Source organism: Delftia sp. DT-2 (assembly GCF_028401915.1).
In the GTDB taxonomy this organism is placed as follows: Bacteria; Pseudomonadota; Gammaproteobacteria; order Burkholderiales; family Burkholderiaceae_C; genus Comamonas; species Comamonas tsuruhatensis.
On sequence record NZ_JAQOTI010000001.1, the window covers coordinates 205,981 to 220,196 of the forward strand.

Sequence of the window (14,216 nt, forward strand, 5' to 3'; positions counted from 1 at the left end):
AAACTGTATACACTTTGCGAATGCACGAGGGGGCCGCGAGTGCTGTCGCGCGCCGCGCTTCGTGCATCGACCAACCAATGACAACCGGGCGGGCCAGCTCCCGCCGCACAGGAGATTTCCATGGGCCTGAGCACCCACGTCCTCGACACCATGAACGGCTGCCCCGCAGCCGGCATGGCTGTCGCGCTGTATTCCACCGATGGCGACCAGGCCACGCTGATCAAGAGCCTGGTGCTCAACCACGACGGCCGCACCGATGCGCCGCTGTTCGACAACAACAGCCTCAGGACCGGCACCTACCGGCTGACCTTCGACGTGGCGGCCTACTTCAAGGCCCGTGGCGTGCAACTGCCCGAGCCCAACTTCCTCAACAAGGTGAGCCTGGACTTCGGCGTGGCCCATGCCGACCAGCATTACCATGTGCCCCTGCTGGTCAGCCCCTGGAGCTATTCGACGTACCGGGGCTCCTGAGCCCTGGACTGCAGGCGCAGGCTGTCGGGGGATGGCCTGGAGTGAAACCTGAAATGACGAACGGCCCGCATTGCGGGCCGTTGCTTTTGCATCTCCAGCAAGCGTGCGGGCTACTTGCCCTTGGAATGCCCCATGGCCACGACCAGGGCCGAGATGAAGAAGAAGGCCTGCAGCTCCAGCGCCCAGCCTCCCGAGCTGTGCAGCTGCATCACCTGGCCCGTGTGCACCAGCGCGAAGGCCACGATCATGTTGACCGCAATCACCAGCGCCGCGGGCACCACCCACAGGCCCACCAGCAGCAGCAGCGGCGCCACCACCTCACCCAGATACACCGCATAGGCCAGCCAGCCCGGCGCGCCCGCGGACTCCACCATGCGCTCGATGCTGCCTATGCCGTAGCGGATCTTGGCCCAGCCATGAAAAAGCAGCAGGACCGCAAGCGTGACGCGCAACAGCACCATGGCTGCCTGGGGATGGTGAAAGTGGCTCCAGAACTTCATGAACTCCCTCGATGTGGATGGGCCCGGTGGGCCGGGTGTTGCTGTGGGTGCATTCTGGCATCAGCGGGCTTTCGGTGTCGGCTGTGGCGGCCCGGAACGGGATTTTCAGACATTTCCTGCGGGCTTGTAGTCCTATGGCGCAACTTGTGACATGTCTCATCACAAGTACCGCAAAGCGGCCTAGCATCGTCCCCAGCCTGTCTCCGAAGCGGTTTGCGAGCACTGGTAGGGGTGCCCGGGACCGGGAGGCAAGGTGATCAATCCAATGAACCGATGGGGTCTCCCCAAAACGTCCAATCAAGAAAGGCAGGTTTTCCCATGCGTCAGTTTTCTTTGCGTACCGTCGTGATGGCCACTGCACTGGCGGCCGGCAGCGTGGCCATGGTCGGCTGCACCACCACCAAGCCGGAAACCCAGTCCGCGCCGCGTGCTGATTCCACCACCGTCAATGCGCGCGCCAACGCTGCGCTGGAGCGGCTGTACCAGACGGCGCCGGGCTCCAAGGAAATGGTGGCCCGCTCCAAGGGCGTGCTGATCTTCCCCTCGGTGATCGGCGGCAGTTTCGTCATCGGTGTGGAGCATGGCCGCGGCGTGCTGCGCGTCGGCGGCCAGAACAAGGGCTTCTACAGCACCACGGGCGCCTCGGTGGGCTGGCAGGCAGGCGGCCAGTCCAAGGCTGTGATCTATGTGTTCAACACCCAGGAAGCGCTGGACAAGTTCCTGGCCAGCGACGGCTGGTCCGTGGGCGCGGATGCCACGGTGGCCGCAGGCAAGGTGGGCGCCAATGGCAGCGTGGACACCACGACAGCCCAGGGCCCCGTCACCAGCTACGTGCTGACCAACGCGGGCCTGGAAGCCGGCGTGTCGCTGCAGGGCTCGAAGATCACCAAGGTGGTCGAATGATCCCGGCCCTGAGGGGCCTTTGAACGAAACCGGCCTGCGGGCCGGTTTTCTTTTTTGCGGGCGGATCAGGCGCCGCCGGTTGCGCCGTCTTCACTGGCGGATTGCGGCGCAGCGGGCGCGAGCACGGCCTGCTCTATGCGTTCCAGGCGCTTTTCGATGCGCTCCACGGCTTCGGCGCTCATCTTGATGTCGTAGATGCTCACGGGCTCTTCGCATTCCAGCGAAGGGTCCGTCGAGGCCGACAGGCGGCCCAGCAGGGGGGCCTCGAACGTGGTCTGCAGCCGGGCCACGACTTCGGCGTTCATGGAACGGCCGGTGCGCTTGGCTGCCTCCTCGACGAGGTCCTTGAGTTCCTGCGGCAGGCGCAGCTTGTACTGAGGATCGGTCTGTTTCATCGCCGGCAATCATGGACCGGAAAGGTATTGACTGCAAGGGACCTGATAGGTATTGTTGCTTCGGGACCAGCACGGTCCCGCGCAAGGGATGCCATGAAGACAGTGAAGCAATCGGGCCACAGCCATCAGGAACCCTCACCGCAGCACCAGGAGGTGCTGGCGGTGGATGCGTTGTGCCATATGGGAGCGGCCCTGGGCGTGCTGGAGCTGCATGCCGAACGCGCCGGCTCGGCCATGGTGTGTGCCGCGCGTGATTTGCTGCGTGGCTACCACGCCAGCGCTGACCAGGCGGTGGCCGGCCTGCAGGCCGGCGGCCGCTCGGCAGGCGTGCTGCCGCAGCTGTCGCAGGACCTGGGCTATGCCATCGAGGTCATCGATCGCGTGAACGATGACGCACCGGACGATCTGGTGCTCTATGCCGTGACCTGCCTGCTCAGAAGCGCCCGAAGCTTCGCCGACGGCCAGCCGTGCGCAGCGGCCTGAGGCTCAGAGCTGGCCCTCGGTCAGCGTGTCGAGCTGGAAGCGGCCGGACTTGTCCCAGAGCCAGGTATCGGTATAGGTGATGCGGGCGGCGCCGGCAGGAGCGGGGAAGGGCGCGGCGGCGCGCACCAGGCGCTCGATCTCGCTCACCACCTCGGGGGCATGGCCGGGCGCGCGCATCCAGTGCAGGCGCTGGACCTGGCCGTTGCGGTCGATCTGGACCTGGAGCACGCCGATCGCGTAGAGCATGGGCGGCAACTGGCCCTTGTAGATGCGATCGGCATTGCGCGCGTACAGATGGTTGGCGGCCACCTTGCGGTACTGCAGCTGTGCGCTGGAACTGACGTCGTCGGGGCGCGGGCCGGGGCCGGGCGGGGACTTGCAGGCCGTGACCAGGGAGGCAATGGCGGCCATCAGGCCGGCCCACAGCCAGGGGCGGCCGGAACGTGGCTTTTGCACGGAACTGTGCTGCGTGGAATCAGGGGAATCGGGCATGATTGCGAGCGTATCCTGAAACACTGCGGCACCGGCAGTCGGAGCGCAAAACTCAAGTGCCGCAGCGGACAATCCCGCAACAAATTCCAACGAAGCCCGCAGGCGCCACGACGGGCTGTCAGGTGCGCCCATGTGGAGTGACACGTTCAACAAAGTCGAGCAGGGCCTTGCGCAGGGGCCGCTGTGCTGGGTCGAAGTGATGGACTCGCGAGGCTCCGTGCCGCGCGAGCGCGGCGCCTGGATGGCGGTTTTCGCCGACCGCGTGGCCGGCACCATCGGCGGTGGGCACCTGGAGTTCGATGCCATCGACAGGGCCCGCAGCCTGCTGCGCGGCTGGGCAACGCCTGGCGAGCAGGGTAGCCAGGGCGGCCAGGTCGCCACCGAGCACCAGCACCGCTATCCGCTGGGCCCCAGCCTGGGCCAGTGCTGCGGGGGCGTGGTGATGCTGAGGTTCGTGCTGGTGCCCCAGGGCCGCATGGACATGCTGCGCGAGCGCCTGCAGCCGCCGCGCGACTGCGTGGCCCTGTTCGGCGCAGGCCACGTCGGCCATGCGCTGGTGCGCCTGCTGTGCAATCTCCCCTACCGCGTGATGTGGGTGGACAGCCGCGATTCGGTCTTCCCCGAGGAGGAGCACGAGCTCGTGCAGTGCGAGTATTCAGACCCCGTGCAATCGGCCGTGGCCGATCTGCCTGCAGGCTCCCAGGTGCTGATCATGAGCTTCAGTCATGCCGAGGACCTGGAGGTGGTCGCCCAATGCCTGGGCCGCCAGCGCCAGCACGGCGATCTGCCCTATGTGGGCCTGATCGGCAGCGCCACCAAATGGGCCACCTTCCGGCGCAGGCTGCGCGAGCGCGGCTTCAGCGATGCCGAGCTGGACCATGTGACCTGCCCCATCGGCGTGCCCGGCATCAAGGGCAAGGAGCCCGAGGTGATCGCGGTGGCCGTGGCGGCGCAGCTTCTGCAGCGGCGCAGCGCGGTGTCCGCGCGGAATCAGGGAAATCTCTAGTGAATTGATGCTGCGCAAGCCGATGGGCTGGCGAAAAATTGCATACACTTTGTGTCTACGAAATGGTCGCAGCGGTGCACCGGCGGTATATCTACCGGGTGCGCGGCCTTTTTCTTCTGCTCAGAGCGCCCGCAGTGGTGAGCAGGTTGAACACCGGCGGCCCCCACGCTGCCAAGGTTGAGAGCTATGGAAAGCTACATTCTCGACTGGGCCAACCTGCTGTTGCGGTGGCTCCACGTCATTACGGCCATCGCCTGGGTCGGTTCCTCCTTCTATTTCGTCTTCCTCGACAGCAGCCTGACGCCGCCCGTCGATGACGATCTCAAGAAGCAGGGCGTCAGCGGCGAACTCTGGGCCGTGCACGGCGGTGGGTTCTACCACCCCGTCAAGTTCAATGTCTCCCCGCCCAAGCTGCCGGACCACCTGCACTGGTTCTACTGGGAAAGCTACACCACCTGGCTCAGCGGCTTTGCGCTGCTGACGGTGTCGTACCTGTGGAACGCCAAGATCTACCTCGTCAATCCGGCCGATCCCAATGCCATGGGCTCGGCTGCGGCCATTGCCTCGGCCCTGGCCTTCCTGGTCGTGTTCTGGCTGCTGTACGACGGCATCTGCCGCGTCTTCGGCCAGAAGAAGAACGGCGACGCCACGGTGGGCGCCATGGTGCTGGTGCTGGTGTGCATCGCGGCCTTCCTGGCCTGCCATATCTTCCCGGGCCAGGCCGCCTTCCTGCTGATGGGCGCCATGCTGGCGACCTCGATGAGCGCCAACGTGTTCTTCTGGATCATCCCCGGCCAGCGCACGGTGGTGAAGGCCCTGAAGGAAGGCCAGCCCGTGGACCCCATCCACGGCAAGCGCGGCAAGCAGCGCAGCGTGCACAACACGTACTTCACGCTGCCGGTGCTGTTCGCCATGCTGTCCAACCACTACGGCTGGCTGTACAGCCATGAGCTGAACTGGCTGGTGCTGATCCTGATGATGTTCGCAGGCGCCGCCATCCGCCAGTTCTTCGTGATGCGCCACGGCTTCAAGCTGGGCCGCAATGCCCATCCCTGGCCCTACGCCCTGGTCGGCGTGCTGGTGCTGATCGGCACGGCCGTCTGGCTCAAGCCCGCGCCGGCTCCCGCCGCAGCGCCTGCGCCGGCTCCCGCCGCCGTGCAGTCGCCTGCCGCAACGACCGAGCCCGCAGCAGCGGCTCCCGGTGGTGACTCGGCAGCGCCGGCTGCGCCTGCAGCCCCTGCGTCCCCGGCTGCCGCCGCTCCTGCCGACGGCGCCGTCAGCTATGCCCAGCTCGCGCCCTTCTTGCAGCAGCATTGCGTGGTCTGCCACGGTGCCGCCCTGCAGCAAAAGAATGTGCGCCTGGACTCGCCCGAGCAGGTCAAGGCCCATGCCCAGCAGGTCTACCAGCAGGTGGTGCAGCTGCGCAAGATGCCCTTCGGCAATCCGGGCGCCCTGAGCGATGACGAGCGCGGCATGGTCAAGCGCTGGTACGAATCGGGTGCATCGGTGAACTGATCATCCTGCCGCGCCCGTGCGCTGCCAACCACCCGCCCGCAGTCTCGCAAGAGCCTGCGGGCTTCTTGTTTCAGGCAGGCCAGGCCGCTGCGGTACCGTGCAGGGCCGGATGCCGCGCTTCATCGTGCGGCGTGTGCAGCGCGATGGCGCCGCGCCCCGGCAGGCTTTGCGCCTTGGCCTGCTGCTTGGCCAGGGCCGCGAGGTTGGCGATGTCCTCGGGTGCCAGCAGGCTGCCCGGCGCGACGCGCACCACGCCGATGGACAGCGTGGTGCAGGCAAAGAATCGCCGGATGCCGTGGCGGTCCTCGGCCCAGATGCCGCCGGCCTCGCGCGCCTGGTCGTCGAACAGCTGGCGTGCCTCGCCAGCGAAGGCGCCGACGATGTCCTCGCAGCGCCGCTGCCAGTCCTCGCTTTGCAGCAGCAGCATGAAGTCGTCCCCGCCCACATGGCCCACGAAGTCGCGCCGCGCATCGCAGTGCGCCACGGCCAGCCGCGCCACCAGGCGGATCATCTGGTCGCCGCGCCAGTAGCCGTAGTGGTCGTTGAAGGGCTTGAAGTGGTTGAGGTCGGCATAGCAGGCCACGAAGCCGGCGCCGCTGTCCAGCAGGCGCTGCATGTGCAGGCTGATGGGGATGTTGCCGGGCAGGAAGGTCAGCGGGTTGGCGTGGCGCGCGGCCTCGATGCGGGCCTCGGTCACGCGGCGCACCAGCTGCTCGCCCGTGCCCAGGCCCACATAGCGGCCGTTGTCGGTGACGATGAAGCCGTCGCTCAGGTAGCGCTGGTCCTGCGAGGTCAGGATGCCGACGAGCTGGTCCACATCGCAGTCCAGTTCCACGATGCGCGGCTGCACGTTGGCAAAGGCCAGGCAGGGCTTGCGTCCGTGGACTTCACGGAAGTACAGCGTGGCGTAGTGGTTCATGAACTGCTGGCGGTTGATGAGGGCCAGCGGCCGGCCGGCCTCCACGACGGCAATGGCGTGCAGCTGCTGCCCGGCCTGGAACAGCTCGGCCACCTCGTCGTTGCTGGCCGCCGGTGCCACGCAGGGCGCCTGCATCACCATCAGGTTGCGCAGCACGCCCGGGCGGGCGCTGTGGCCCTGGTGAGGCAGCACGGCCACGCGCGGGTCCTGCGCCACGCTCAGCGCCTGCGGGCTGATCTGCGGCTGGGCGGCTTCGGCGGGCCGGCCCAGCAGCCATCCCTGGCCGTACGCAATGCCCAGGTCGCGCAGGGTGCGCAGCTCGTCCTCGGTCTCTATGCCTTCGGCGATCAGCGTGGTTCCGAAGACCTCGGCAATGCCCTTGATGGCCTGCAGCAGCTGCAGCGTGGCCGGGCGCTGCTCGATCTGGTGGATGAAGTACTTGTCGATCTTGACGAAGTCCGGCTTGGCCTCGGACCACAGGCGCAGGCTGGAGCGGCCGTCGCCAAAGTCGTCGAGCGCCAGGCGCGCGCCCGTGGCGTGCACGGCCTTGACGGCGGCGCAGACGGCGGGCATGTCGGTCACATGGTCGTGCTCGGTGATCTCCACCACCAGGGACCGCGCCTGCACGCCGAAGATGCGCACCGTGTCCCCGACCATGCCGGGGCCGCAGACCCCCACGGCCTGCACCAGCGCCTGGGCGCTGAGGTTGACGAACAGCCGGCCCGGCGCACTCTGCCGGCCCCAGTCCTGCAGCGCCACGCAGACCGCCAGCAGCTCGAATTCCCGAAGAATGCCCTCGGCCGCAGCGCCCTTGAGCAGGGCGTCGGGCGTATGCAATGGCATGCCCCGGGGGCCGCGGATCAGCGCCTCATGCGCATAGATGCTGCCGCTGCGCAAGTCGGCCAGCGGCTGGAAGACGCAGTACAGGCCGCCCGCGCGCATGAGCTGCGCCACGGGGCCTGCGCCGGACCGCACGGCGGCGGATAGCACGGCCGCGGCAGCGGGCAGTCTGGCGAGCATCTGGGGATCGATCATGGGCTCAAATTTTCAGTTGGATACATTACGTTTCATTGGTGACATACTTGTGACAAGTATGCCGCCTGTCGGCGTGCGTGCTGGCGGCCGATTGACGTGGCTCAAAACGCGGCGGCTGCAAAGCCGGCAAAGTTGCGTGCATGTTCGCCCTGTCTTCCTTGCAAGCTTTCGCCTTCGCGCCGGGTTCCGCCCAGGTGTTGGCCGCGGGTACCTGGCTCAGGCTGCGTCGGCAGTCGCCGGATACGGTGATGTATCTGGAACGCGGTCGCGTGCTCCTGGGCATAGGCCAGGGTGGGCAGATGCGCCACCAGCTGGGTGTGGTGGAGGGGCCGGCCTGGCTGGATGCGGCCTTTGTGCTGCAGCGGCGCGGCAGCAGCCTGGACATGCTGGCCGACAGCGATGTCCGCGTGCAGCAGTTGCCCCAGGCCGACTTCCTGCAGGCCGTCTCGCAACTGCCTTCTCCCGCCCAGCAACTGCTGCAGGACATGGCCCAGGCCTACTGCGCCCAGACCGAGCTGGCCGTGAGCCGCCTGTCCAAGGATGCCGAGGCACGCTGCGCCCAGTGGCTGCTGCGCCATGCCATGCCGCACGAGGCCGGGGGCCTGCGCGTGACGCTGCACCTGCGCAAGCGGCTGATCGCCGCCCAGCTCGGCATTGCGCCCGAGACCTTCTCGCGCGTGCTGCGCCAGTTGCGTGAGCATGGGCTCATCGCGGGCCGGGGCAATGTCATCGATCTGCCCAAGCCGGCGGCCCTCGAAGTGCTCGCAGTAGGCTGATTCCCACGCCGCTGACGGGTGCCGGCCTGCAAGCGCCGGGACTTGCGGGGCGGGGTATCCACTGGTTCGCGGGTTCCACCCAGTGGGACGGCTTTCGGGTCTGCATATATTGAGGGCGTCATGTCACTGGACGCCCGTCGATCCCCCTTTTTCCAGGCGCTGCTGGCATCCCAGGATGCTCCGCAGGTGCCGGACTCGCCCTCGTGGCCGCGCGCGTCCACAGGCTGGGGCGCCATGCGCTGCACGGTGCTGGCGCTGGCCGCGGCGGCCGTGCTTGTGGTGGGCCTGGGCAGTGCCTGGTGGGTATCGCACAGCATGCGCCAGCAGACGCTGGAGCGCGCCATGGCCCGGCAGGCCGACGAGGTCGATACCGTGGCGCGCATGCTGGCCTCGCGGCTGGAGCAGCAGCAGCGCCTGCTGTGGGTGCTGGCCCAGGGCATGGCCGACCAGGGCGGCGACCCCAGCCGCCTGATGGGCGAGATGCTGCGCGGAGACGCATCCGTGCGGCTGTTCGACACATTGCAGCTGGCCGATGCGCGTGGGCAACTGCAATTGAGCCTGCGCGGCGGCCGCTCTGAGCCCCTGGTCGATCTGGACGAAGGCGTGCGCGACGTGATGCGGCGCAGCCTGGCCGATGGCAAGCCCGTGGTCTCCACCATGGTCCGCAAGGGGGCCGATCCCGCAATGATGGAGTTGCTGTACGCCGTGCCGCTGCGCGCCGGCAACGGCACGGTCAGCGGCGTGCTTTCGGCGGGCGTGCGCATGTCCGGCCAGGCGCTGCTGCCGCCCGGCATCGACCCTTCGCGCTCCGCCGGGCGGCTGCTGGTCATGCAGCGCGACGGGCAGATCCTGGCCCACTCCGATCCGTCGCGCTGGACGGCGCGCGCCGAGGCCGAGCCCGGACTGGGCGCGGACTGGTTGCAGGACCCTTCCACCGGCGGCCTGCAGGTGGGCCCCGATACCCAGCGCCGCGCCGGCTACCTGGTGACGACGGCCGGCATGCCGCTGCCGCAGTGGCTGGTGGTCAGGATCACGCCCGAGGAAGCCATTGCGCCCAGCCTGGCGCCGCGCGTGCTCTGGTGGCTGCTGGCAGCCGTCGCGGGGGTCACCGCGCTGCTGGTGCTGCTGCTGATCCTGGTCACCGAACCCATGGCCGCCTTGCATCGCAGTGCACGCCAATGGCTGGCGAGCCAGGGGCGGCTGATGGCCGAAGAGCCCGATCCCGCGCCGGAGCCGGCGCCAGGCCATGCCGAGGAAGGCGGCTGGCGCATGCCCTGGACCCATGCCTGGGGAGAGGCTTCCACGCTGTGGCAGGCCCTGCACCGCCTGGGCCAGATGGGCCAGGACCAGGTCCACGAGGTCGGCCGGCTGCAACTGCAGCTGCAAACGCTGATGGACTACGCGCCCGTGGGCCTGGTGGTCACGCATGCGGCGCATCTGGAGCTGGTGGGCCTGCAGGCCGCGCGCATGCTGGGATATCCGCCGCGCGAACTGCAGGGGCAGGCGATACGCCAGCTGTGCGCCTCCGACGCTGCGCACGCCCAGTTGCTGGAGCGTGTGCGCAAGGACCTGGACATGTACGGCCAGTTCGACAGCGAGCAGTGCTTTGTCCGCAAGGACGGCCGCCCCATCTGGGTGCGCCTGCACGGCCAGAGCCTGCAGCGCCTGCAGCGCGGCCTGGAGCCACGCGCCGTGGTGCCGGCCGATCCCACCCTGGTCTGGGTGGTCGAGGACGTGACCATGCAGCGCCTGGTGCGCGAGCAGCCGGGCTGGAAGGCCATGCACGATCCGCTGACCCTGCTGCCCAACCGCGAGGCCTTTGCCATGCGCCTGCATGAATGGCTGCAGGAATGCAGCGCCGCCCAGCGCCTGCCCGCCGAGGCGCAGCAGGAAGAGGTCTCCTCCTCGCAAGCCGACGCCGAGGTTGCTGCCGTGGCCACGGCCGCGGTCGAAGTCGCCATTTCTCCCATGCCGCACCATGGCGTGATCCTGTTCCTGGACCTGGACCACTTCGCCCACGTCAACCAGCAGGGAGGCCATGCGGCCGGCGACGAGGTGCTGTGCCACATGGCCCGGCTGATCGACAGCGTGGTGCGGCCCTTGGGCTGGGTGGCGCGCCTGGGCGGCGACGAGTTCGCCGTGCTGCTGGCCGGCGTCCCGGCCGAGCAGGGCATGCTGCTGGCGCAGAGCCTGTGCATGGCCGTGCAGGACTGGGAAGGCGCGCACGAGGGCCAGCGCTACCTGATGGGCGCCAGCGTCGGCATGGTGGTGCTCGATGCCCGCCAGCACACGGTCAGCAGCGCGCTGCGCTCGGCCGACATGGCCTGCTATGCGGCCAAGCGCAAGGGCCGCAACCGCGTCGAGGTGTTGGAGGCCGCATGAGCGCCGGGGCCGCGCCTCATTCGAAGGATTCGCTGAAGCGCCGCAGTCCCTCCGGATCGATCAGGGTCAATGCCCCATAGGAGACGCGGACCGCTCCGATGTCCTCCAGCTCTCCCAGGGTGCGATTGACGATCTGGCGCGACACGCCGGCCAGGCTGGCCAACTCCTCCTGCGACATGCCCAGGTGCCGGTTGCCGGTGTCCGGATACAGCCTCGAATCGGTCAGCTCCGAGATGCAGTGCGCCACATGGCGGCTGGAATGGTGCAGCCGCGCATGCTCGCAGCGGCCGATGAACTGGCCCAGGCGCGCATTGAGCTGGTCCAGCAGGAAGCGGTTGAAGCCGAGGCTGCGCTCCAGCAGCCAGTGAAAGGTGCTGGCCGGCATCAGTGCCACCAGCGTATCCTCGATCGCCGTCGCGTCGAACGGCCAGCATTCGTGCTTGAGCAGTGTGCCCTCTCCGAACCAGCAACCCGGGGTAAAGGTGGCCAGCGTGGTGCTGCGCCCGGTAGGCGACAGCGCATGGATCTTGACCGCTCCCTGGACGATGCCGGCCCAGTGGCCGGCCCGGTGCGTCTTGTGGCAAAGCGGGGCGCCGGCCGGTATGTGCCGCAACAGCACCTCCCGCCGCAACCTGAGCAGGTGGGCCCTGCTCAGGTGGGGCGCAAAGGGCGCGGACTTGAGGACGGCGTTGATCGTGGGCGGCTGCATGGTGATTGATGCAAATCTTCAATGAAAGTCTGCTGCTTCATTGCCTGGATTGGCACGCTGCAAACCCTGATCACCGGCCCCCGGACCCCTGCGGGACTTCGCGCAGGGTGCAGCTCAATCGTTGCGCGAGACCGGCGCAGGCCCGGCCTTGGTGCCCGCCGGGCCGGCACTGAAATCGGTCAGGAAGGCCGCCTCCTGGCTCTGGCCCGTTCCGGCCTGGCTCCAGTCGCACACTCCCGCCGCAAACACTGCGGCAAGGCGCTTTTGCTGGGCCGGGCTGAAGGTGATGCCGGCGTACTCCGGGCTGGTGAACGAAAGGGGCTTGAGCTGGCACTGGTAGATGTCCTCCGCGAGCGGACCTCCGGCTACCTGGCGTGGCGACAGGGTCGGCTTGAGGGGACAGGCTGGGTCGTCCAGGGCCAGGACTTTGTCGAGATCCGAAGGGGCGGCTCCCGTTGCGGCGATGCATCCATCCCTGATATCCGAAGGCCTGTTGCGCACCACTTTCTGTGCCAGCGCAGCGCCGGTGGTGTCGCGCTCCACGGCGGTCAGCCAGCGGTCCATCATGACAAAGGCCTCGCGTCGCATGGCAGGGGCGATCAGCAGCGGGACCATGCCCTTGCTGGCGCGGATCACGTGGTTGTCATGGTGGCCGTTGGCGGCATCCAGCCGTGCGCGTTGCTGCAGGCTGCGCCAGGTCATGTGGATGTCGCTGCCGCCCTCGGGCCGCAGGTCGATGATGGCCACCTGGGACAGGTTCCTGCCGTTGCTGGTGAGGCCACTGCTGTAGAGCCTGGGCAGCAGGCTGGCCACGGCCCGCTCGCGGGCTGCCGGCCTGGACGCAGTGCCGCCGGTCCAGTCCATGTCGTTGGTGTAGCTGCCGATGCCTTCGTTGAGCTGCACGAAAGCCTCCGCGTCGATGGCGCCCGACTGCAGTGCCTTGAGTCCGTACTGCAGGCCCGTGTTGTCATACGGCAGCTGCGGCTTGGTGTGGCCGTCGGTGTCCTTGAACGTCCCGAACACCGGGACCAGCATGTCGTGGATCGAGCAGCGCACGCCCTGGCCGCGTGTGCGCGGGTCGTAGACGATGGAGGCGGGAAAGCCCACGCCGCAGTTGTCGGGCAGCCGGGGGTTCTGGGGGGTGATGAAGCTCCCTACCCATTTGTCGCAGTAGCTGGCCGGATGGCCATTGATGGCGGCCTTCGCGGTGTCGCTCAGTGCCTGTCCTGCGGCCGTCCTGTAGTAGTTGGACAGCAGGCCGCAGTCGCGTGTTTCCATCCAGGTGGACACCGCATCGGGATAGCTCAGCCCCGTCTGTATGCCCTGCAGCAGACCCGGCATGGCGGAGGCGATCACTGTCTGCATCATGGAGCCACCCGAGTCGCCGTCGCCCATGGTGTAGCGCACTTCGCCGTAGTTCTCGATCAGGTGCTCCTTGATGCGCATCATGTTCTCGGCGGCCAGCAACTCGTTGTTGTTGTGCAGGTGGTTGGTCAGCATGGCTTTCACGACCATGTGGCCTGCCGCGAGCGCGTTGGGGTCGAACGGCAGGCTGCCGCTGAACTGGTCGAGGAGGTTGACCGCCGGCTCCTGGAAGCGATTGCCGGAAGCGGCTGCGCCGAATCGCCACAGCACCTTGCCGTTCCATCCCTTTTGCGGCTCCCAGGGCGTCCAGGCAAGCGCGGGGTCATGGTAGGCCAGGATCTGGTAGGTGCCGCGGCCCATGACGCCAGTTTCCAGGCGCAGCAGGTGCTTGACCGTATCTCCGCGGTCGTTGGTGAAGTCGGCGATCTCGCTGTCGGCCGGGCGCTGCGATGGGTCGTAGGCCACATGACAGGGCGTGGCGCCTGCCGGACCCATCGTGCAGGCGCTGCCTTGCCTGGCCTTGGGCATGTAGTAGTAGGTGTACTGGGTCCTGGTATTGCACTGGACATCCACCGGATCGGTATCGAGACCGCTGACGCGCGTGGTCACGGTCGCCGAAAGTGCCGTGCCCGGCACGGAAACGGTGGCTTGCGCGCCATTGCGCGTGGCGCAGATCCACGGCGCTGTCTGCGGCCCGGCGAAGATGGGATCGCCCCGGCCATGGTTGGTGATGTCCAGCCGTGCCTTCGCGCTGCCGGCCGCCGTGGCGGTGAGGGTGTTGGCGCCCACCCTCAATCCCTCGACCCGGCCCAGAATCCGGCCATTGGCGCGCTGGGCGAACCGGGCGGTGACATCCGTGCCATTGAGCGCCACCTTCAGCGCACCGGGCGGGCTGCCCTTGGGCAGCACAATTTCAATATAGGCATTGCCGTCGCTGATCATGTCGGCCCGGTTGGACAGGCTGCGTATCTCGATGACACCCAGGCCTGAATCACCGCTGCCGCCGCAGGCGGTCAGCACACTGGCGAGCGTGGCTGCGGCCACCATGCCCGAAAAAGGGGTTGGCTGTTTCATCGTCTTGTCTCCTGCAATCCACTTCCTTTTGAAGCGATTTCATTGAATCACGCTAACAGTCTGAAAGTCTGTATAGGTTTGGACAATGGTTTGCCGGCGACTGGCTCGCATATTGCATGTGCTGCGTGCACAAGTGTTTAACCGCCCCTGCCCAGGGCATTCTTGGTGCTTGTATCTAGCTGGCGGGGGTC

The 14,216-nt window shown here is 67.5% G+C and carries 13 protein-coding genes; 7 read left to right on the plus strand and 6 right to left on the minus strand.

Annotation, left to right across the window (positions count from 1 at the left end):
• Nucleotides 1–120 precede the first annotated feature (120 nt).
• A complete protein-coding gene (gene uraH, locus PO605_RS00930; RefSeq protein ID WP_012204044.1) occupies nucleotides 121–471 on the plus strand; it encodes a hydroxyisourate hydrolase in 351 nt (116 codons plus the stop codon).
• Between the two features lie 110 nt (nucleotides 472–581).
• On the opposite strand, the gene PO605_RS00935 is transcribed toward uraH, so the two are convergent.
• Nucleotides 582–971 carry a DoxX family protein gene (locus tag PO605_RS00935; protein ID WP_016449777.1) on the minus strand — a complete coding sequence of 130 codons (390 nt, stop codon included), beginning with the start codon at nucleotides 969–971 and terminating at the stop codon, nucleotides 582–584.
• A gap of 318 nt (nucleotides 972–1,289) precedes the next feature.
• Between PO605_RS00935 and PO605_RS00940 the strand changes: the two genes are divergently transcribed.
• Entirely contained in the window at nucleotides 1,290–1,874 is a 585-nt protein-coding gene (locus tag PO605_RS00940) for a BPSL1445 family SYLF domain-containing lipoprotein (protein ID WP_016449776.1), read from the plus strand.
• 65 nt (nucleotides 1,875–1,939) lie between these two features.
• Here PO605_RS00940 and PO605_RS00945 read toward each other — a convergent pair whose 3' ends face one another.
• A complete protein-coding gene (locus tag PO605_RS00945; protein WP_016449775.1) occupies nucleotides 1,940–2,269 on the minus strand; it encodes an Arc family DNA-binding protein in 330 nt (109 codons plus the stop codon).
• Nucleotides 2,270–2,362: 93 nt separating this feature from the next.
• On the opposite strand from PO605_RS00945, the gene PO605_RS00950 reads away from it, so the two are divergent.
• Nucleotides 2,363–2,752, plus strand: coding sequence for a hypothetical protein (locus PO605_RS00950; RefSeq protein WP_016449774.1), 390 nt, complete (start codon nucleotides 2,363–2,365; stop codon nucleotides 2,750–2,752).
• A 3-nt stretch (nucleotides 2,753–2,755) separates the two neighbouring features.
• On the opposite strand, the gene PO605_RS00955 is transcribed toward PO605_RS00950, so the two are convergent.
• Entirely contained in the window at nucleotides 2,756–3,244 is a 489-nt protein-coding gene (locus PO605_RS00955) for a hypothetical protein (RefSeq protein ID WP_016449773.1), read from the minus strand.
• Between the two features lie 130 nt (nucleotides 3,245–3,374).
• Here PO605_RS00955 and xdhC point away from each other — a divergent pair, with 130 nt between their 5' ends.
• Both xdhC and PO605_RS00965 read left to right on the plus strand, forming a co-directional pair.
• Nucleotides 3,375–4,250 (plus strand): xanthine dehydrogenase accessory protein XdhC, encoded by an 876-nt coding sequence (gene xdhC, locus PO605_RS00960; protein ID WP_016449772.1) that lies wholly within the window; start codon nucleotides 3,375–3,377, stop codon nucleotides 4,248–4,250.
• 186 nt (nucleotides 4,251–4,436) lie between these two features.
• Nucleotides 4,437–5,765, plus strand: coding sequence for a urate hydroxylase PuuD (locus tag PO605_RS00965; RefSeq protein ID WP_272205787.1), 1,329 nt, complete (start codon nucleotides 4,437–4,439; stop codon nucleotides 5,763–5,765).
• Nucleotides 5,766–5,835: 70 nt separating this feature from the next.
• On the opposite strand, the gene PO605_RS00970 is transcribed toward PO605_RS00965, so the two are convergent.
• Nucleotides 5,836–7,719: a phosphodiesterase gene (locus tag PO605_RS00970; protein WP_272205788.1), complete on the minus strand. Its 1,884-nt coding sequence runs from the start codon at nucleotides 7,717–7,719 to the stop codon at nucleotides 5,836–5,838.
• Between the two features lie 140 nt (nucleotides 7,720–7,859).
• Between PO605_RS00970 and PO605_RS00975 the strand changes: the two genes are divergently transcribed.
• Both PO605_RS00975 and PO605_RS00980 read left to right on the plus strand, forming a co-directional pair.
• A complete protein-coding gene (locus PO605_RS00975) occupies nucleotides 7,860–8,495 on the plus strand; it encodes a Crp/Fnr family transcriptional regulator (RefSeq protein ID WP_016449769.1) in 636 nt (211 codons plus the stop codon).
• Nucleotides 8,496–8,615: 120 nt separating this feature from the next.
• Nucleotides 8,616–10,877 carry a sensor domain-containing diguanylate cyclase gene (locus PO605_RS00980; protein ID WP_047472229.1) on the plus strand — a complete coding sequence of 754 codons (2,262 nt, stop codon included), beginning with the start codon at nucleotides 8,616–8,618 and terminating at the stop codon, nucleotides 10,875–10,877.
• A gap of 16 nt (nucleotides 10,878–10,893) precedes the next feature.
• Here PO605_RS00980 and PO605_RS00985 read toward each other — a convergent pair whose 3' ends face one another.
• Both PO605_RS00985 and PO605_RS00990 read right to left on the minus strand, forming a co-directional pair.
• Nucleotides 10,894–11,586, minus strand: a complete 693-nt coding sequence (locus PO605_RS00985; protein WP_017404028.1) for a Crp/Fnr family transcriptional regulator — start codon at nucleotides 11,584–11,586, stop codon at nucleotides 10,894–10,896.
• Between the two features lie 114 nt (nucleotides 11,587–11,700).
• On the minus strand, nucleotides 11,701–14,025 hold the full coding sequence (locus PO605_RS00990) for a DUF6351 family protein (RefSeq protein ID WP_272205789.1): 2,325 nt from the start codon (nucleotides 14,023–14,025) through the stop codon (nucleotides 11,701–11,703).
• Nucleotides 14,026–14,216: the final 191 nt, after the last annotated feature.

What these genes read in the sequence shown, in the direction of transcription:
- xdhC (WP_016449772.1), top strand. Translation starts at nt 3,375, where the DNA reads ATGTGGAGTGACACGTTCAACAAAGTCGAGCAGGGCCTTGCGCAGGGG.
- uraH (WP_012204044.1), top strand. Translation starts at nt 121, where the DNA reads ATGGGCCTGAGCACCCACGTCCTCGACACCATGAACGGCTGCCCCGCA.
- PO605_RS00975 (WP_016449769.1), top strand. Translation starts at nt 7,860, where the DNA reads ATGTTCGCCCTGTCTTCCTTGCAAGCTTTCGCCTTCGCGCCGGGTTCC.
- PO605_RS00965 (WP_272205787.1), top strand. Translation starts at nt 4,437, where the DNA reads ATGGAAAGCTACATTCTCGACTGGGCCAACCTGCTGTTGCGGTGGCTC.
- PO605_RS00990 (WP_272205789.1), bottom strand. Translation starts at nt 14,025, where the DNA reads ATGAAACAGCCAACCCCTTTTTCGGGCATGGTGGCCGCAGCCACGCTC.
- PO605_RS00935 (WP_016449777.1), bottom strand. Translation starts at nt 971, where the DNA reads ATGAAGTTCTGGAGCCACTTTCACCATCCCCAGGCAGCCATGGTGCTG.
- PO605_RS00940 (WP_016449776.1), top strand. Translation starts at nt 1,290, where the DNA reads ATGCGTCAGTTTTCTTTGCGTACCGTCGTGATGGCCACTGCACTGGCG.
- PO605_RS00980 (WP_047472229.1), top strand. Translation starts at nt 8,616, where the DNA reads ATGTCACTGGACGCCCGTCGATCCCCCTTTTTCCAGGCGCTGCTGGCA.
- PO605_RS00950 (WP_016449774.1), top strand. Translation starts at nt 2,363, where the DNA reads ATGAAGACAGTGAAGCAATCGGGCCACAGCCATCAGGAACCCTCACCG.
- PO605_RS00985 (WP_017404028.1), bottom strand. Translation starts at nt 11,586, where the DNA reads ATGCAGCCGCCCACGATCAACGCCGTCCTCAAGTCCGCGCCCTTTGCG.
- PO605_RS00955 (WP_016449773.1), bottom strand. Translation starts at nt 3,244, where the DNA reads ATGCCCGATTCCCCTGATTCCACGCAGCACAGTTCCGTGCAAAAGCCA.
- PO605_RS00945 (WP_016449775.1), bottom strand. Translation starts at nt 2,269, where the DNA reads ATGAAACAGACCGATCCTCAGTACAAGCTGCGCCTGCCGCAGGAACTC.
- PO605_RS00970 (WP_272205788.1), bottom strand. Translation starts at nt 7,719, where the DNA reads ATGATCGATCCCCAGATGCTCGCCAGACTGCCCGCTGCCGCGGCCGTG.